At 58.4% G+C, this 4,339-nt stretch carries 4 protein-coding genes; all 4 read left to right on the forward strand.

Annotation, left to right across the window (positions count from 1 at the left end; translation table 11 throughout):
- Window positions 1–2,010 (forward strand): ATP-binding cassette domain-containing protein (locus AAF739_17890; protein MEM6384540.1); only part of this gene is annotated, 2,010 nt, incomplete at its 5' end.
- Window positions 2,011–2,185: 175 nt separating this feature from the next.
- Window positions 2,186–2,665, forward strand: coding sequence for a cyclic nucleotide-binding domain-containing protein (locus AAF739_17895; protein MEM6384541.1), 480 nt, complete (start codon window positions 2,186–2,188; stop codon window positions 2,663–2,665).
- Window positions 2,666–2,668: 3 nt separating this feature from the next.
- Window positions 2,669–3,523 (forward strand): MBL fold metallo-hydrolase, encoded by an 855-nt coding sequence (locus AAF739_17900; GenBank protein MEM6384542.1) that lies wholly within the window; start codon window positions 2,669–2,671, stop codon window positions 3,521–3,523.
- 57 nt (window positions 3,524–3,580) lie between these two features.
- The coding region (locus tag AAF739_17905) for an adenylate/guanylate cyclase domain-containing protein (GenBank protein ID MEM6384543.1) at window positions 3,581–4,339 on the forward strand (759 nt) is incomplete at its 3' end.

The raw sequence follows: 4,339 nt of genomic DNA on the forward strand, positions 1-4,339 counted from the left end.
AACGATACATCGAACTACGAACGCTCTGAACTGGCCAACCGGTTGGGCAAGATCTTCTTCATCCGCTACGAGCTGTATCAGCGGAAGTTCTTCATCAAGTTCCTGAACAACTTCCTCGCCCAGCTGACGCCGTTCCTGTTCTATGTGGTTGGGGGCTATTTCGCCATTCGCGGCACGCTGAATGTCGGTCAGCTGCTGGGCGTCATCAACGCCTATAAGGACTTGCCGACGCCGATTAACGGGCTGATCCAGTGGGACCAGAAGCGCGTCGATATCGACATCAAATACGCGCAGATCGTCGAGCAGTTCAACGTCACCGGGATGAGCGACGCGCGATTGCAGGCTGCGACTGCCGAGAAGGTACCGCCGCTGACGGGCAATATCGAAGTTTCCAACCTTCAGGTCACGGACGATACCGGTTCTGTCCTGTTGCAGGATGCCGATTTTACGCTGCCGGTGGATGGTATCACCGCCGCCATCGGGCCGCTGGGTTCCGGCGCAGGCGTTATGTCGGAAGCATTGGCGGGTCTCGTTAATCCAACATCGGGGCGGTTGCGCATCAATGGCGATTCACTCACCGACCTGCCGCAATCCGTGCGCGGCCGTCGCTTCGCCTATGCAGGTTCTGAAAGCTATCTGCCACAGATGACGCTGCTGGATTCACTTCTCTACGTGAATAAGCACGCGCCCCTGACGGAACCGGATTACTCATCACTTGCCGAACCGCTGCACCCGCGCACCGAGCTTGAGGCCAAGGCAGCGGGCAACACGCTGCTGAACTATTATGCCGACTGGGTGGACTACGACGCCATGGGCATCACCGGCCCGGAGGAGGTTCTGCCCCGCCTGCGCGAAGTGCTTGATCTCGTGGAGATGGATGAGGTGGTCACCGGCCTTGCCATGCGCCAGAGCCTCGACCCCGAAGAGACACCGCTACTTTGCGAGAAACTGGTTGAGGTGCGCACAACCCTGCGGCAGCGCATCGAAGGCTCGCCGCTTGAAAATCTTGTCGAGGTTTGGGATCGCGAGGCATACAACGAGCACGCGACGATTGCAGAAAACCTCGTCTTCGCCACCGCCTCTCAGGCCGACGAATTTACCGCAGCGGCCATCGTCAAGAACGAATACATGCGTGAGGTTCTCGCCAAGACCGGCCTTGACCGTGATATGTTCGCGATGGGGATCGAGCTTGCCGATACGGCCATCGAACTTTTCGCCGATCTGTCACCCGACAACCCGTTCTTCGAGCAGTTGAACTTCATGACGCCAGAGGAATTGGAGGCCTATCCGCCGGTGCTGCTGCGGGCCAAGGAAGATGGGTTCGATAAGCTGGGAGCGGCGGAGCGCGATATGCTGCTGCAGCTGCCCATGAACTATATCGAGAAGCGCAACCGCTTGAAGCTGCTCGACGGCGACATGCAAAGCCGCATTCTGGAAGCGCGCCGCATGCTGCATGACGATCCGCCCGCCAACATCAGCGAATTGCTTACGCCCTATGATGTGAACCGCTACAGCCCGATGGAATCGGTCCAGGACAACATCCTGTTCGGTCGCATCGCACAGGGCGTGCAAAACGCGCAGGAACAGGTACAGCAGGCGATCACTGATCTGCTGAAAGAAATGGGGCTGGAAGAAGAGATTTTCTCTATCGGCCTGCAGTTCGACATCGGCACCGGTGGCAAGCGCCTGTCGGAAGGGCAGCGCCAGCGCATTATCCTCGCCCGCGGCCTGCTGAAGGGTGCCGATCTGCTGATTGTCAATCGCGGCCTCAACGCTCTTGACCAGCGCACGCAGGAAAGGTTGATCAAGAAGGTGCTGGCCCGCGCCGCCCACGCTCGTACGGCCGGAGGCTCCGGTCATAAATTTGGTCTGCTCTGGGTGCTGACGGCACCGCATCTGGCGCAGTATTTTAACAGGGTCATGGTGTTCGACCGCCAGCGGCTGAAGAGCTATGGCGATCCGAGAGCCTTGCAACAGGAAGACGAGACTTATCGTACGCTGGTGTCATGATGGGCCGATGCTGCGACACAACACAGGAAACCACAATTGGCGCAAACTGTTGCGTTGGCTTGGCGCTTGTTGTGAAACGAAATATGACAGTGGCCGAACAGTGTGTTTTGGAAGGCGCGGTCGTTGATGTCAGTGCTTTCCAGGAAGGCGTTGTCACAATTTGGGGTGAAAGATCATGAGTAAACTGACGGAAGAGGTTGATCTTCTGCGGTCCATTCCGATGTTCGCCGGGATGCCCGCCAATAAGTTGAAACTGCTGGCCTTCGCATCCGACCACATCACGGTCACCGATGGCGATATGCTGTTCCAGCAGGGTGATGATGCGGACGCTGCCTATATCGTCATCAACGGCTCCGCCGATGTTCTTGTGTCGGCAGAGCCGGGGGCAGAACCCAGCCGCGTCGCGCAGCTTGGCCGGAACTCGGTGATCGGTGATATGGCCATTCTGGCTGACATCCCCCGCACCGCATCTGTTCGGGCCGACGGTCACTTGGAAATTCTCAAGATCAGCCGAGACCACATGATGGACATGGTGAAGGATTCACCCACGCTGGCACTGGCAGTTTTGAAGGAGCTGGTGGAGCGGCTTGCCCGCACCACCCACGACCTTTCGGAAGCGCGCAGCGAACTCGCAGGCCTAAAAAAGGCCTCCTGAACAATGGCCCAGCTCCCCTTCTTTGCCCGTATATGGGGCGCGCGCGGCACACTGGCTTCGCTTTCGGGCTATAACAGCCGCTACGGTGGCAACACTGCCTGCGTTGAGATTACCTGCGGCACCCGTCGGCTCATCTTCGATGGTGGTTCCGGTCTGCGGATGATGGGCGATGACATCATGGCCCAGCGCGCCATGTTGCCGGAGGGTGAGACGCCCGATCCGATCCATCTCTTTTTCACCCATTGCCACTACGATCACATTTCCGCGCTTCCCTTCTTTGGGCCGTTTTTCGACCCCACAGTGACCGTCAATCTGTGGTCTGGGCACCTCGATGGCCCCGACAAAACGCGCAAGATGGTCGAGAACTACATGAGCCCGCCCTATTTCCCCGTCGGCCCGGAGGTCTTCTCCGCAAGGATCGCCTATCAGGATTTCGAATCCGGTGATGTGCTGGAGCCAGTAGAGGGCGTCATCATCAAAACGATGTCGCTCAACCATCACGACAAGTGCATTGGCTACCGCATCGAGTTCGACGGGCGCGCCATCTGCTACATGACTGATACGACCCATATCCCTGATGAACCGGATCAGAACATTATCGATGCGTGCCGCGATGCCGATCTAATGATCTACGACGCGACCTATACCGACGAAGAGTTTCCGCAGTTCTGGAACTTCGGCCACTCCACCTGGCAGGAAGGTGTTCGGCTGGCGAAAGCGGCTGGCGCCGAGCGGTTATGCCTGTTCCATCACCGCCCTAGCCGCACCGATGATGCGCTGGACGAGATCGGCGCACAGGCGCGCAAGGAATTTCGCAAATGCGAAGTCGGGCGCGAAGGTCTGGTCATCGCGGTATGAGCCGCACCGCAAAGTTTGGTCTTCACGAAACGTTTGTCTTTCCAGCGGGACCACATCATGAGTGAGGTTCAGGCCAAAAGAAAACGACGCAACGCCGTCACCGTGCCCAATCTGCTGACGCAACCCGCGCGACATATCTGGCCGCGAGAGGGGAAGGCGAACCTGCCCGCGCGGGTGCTCGATGCGGTGACGGAAAACGAGTTTGTCTCGGAACTTCTGGTCAAAGCGATCCAGTTCATCATATTCGCCGTGTGGGGTCTGGCGTGGCTGGCCTCGCCAAAGCCGGAACCCGATACCGTCTCGCAGGTGCCCTGGATCATCGGCGCCTATCTCATCTTCACCGGAATGCTCGTGATGCTGGCGGCCCGCCGCGCCATGCCGTCATTTCTGATCTACCTATCCATCGTGCTCGACATGGTCTTGCTCACGGTGCTGATTTTTTCGTTTCATATTCAATATATGCAGCCGGCGTCGTTTTCGCTGAAGACGGTGGAGGTGATGAACTACTGCGTGTTGATCGGCCTGCGGGCCCTGCGCTTCGAGGCACGCTACGTCATCGCAGCTGGTGCCGCCGCCATTGCCTGCTGGTCGATGATGGTGGGCTACGTCGTCTGGACTGACCGCGTCGACCCGATGATCACGCGTGACTACGTCACCTACCTCACCTCCAACACTGTGCTGATCGGCGCGGAAGTGTCGAAAATCATGTCGATGCTGATGCTCACAATCATCCTTGCTATCGCCGTGCGGCGCGGAAAAAGTTTCCTTGTTGCCTCCGTCGCAGAAGGTGAGGCTGCTCATGATCTCGCCCGCTTC

The sequence above is a fragment of the Pseudomonadota bacterium genome (assembly GCA_039024915.1).
Taxonomy (GTDB): Bacteria; Pseudomonadota; Alphaproteobacteria; order Rhizobiales; family MH13; genus MH13.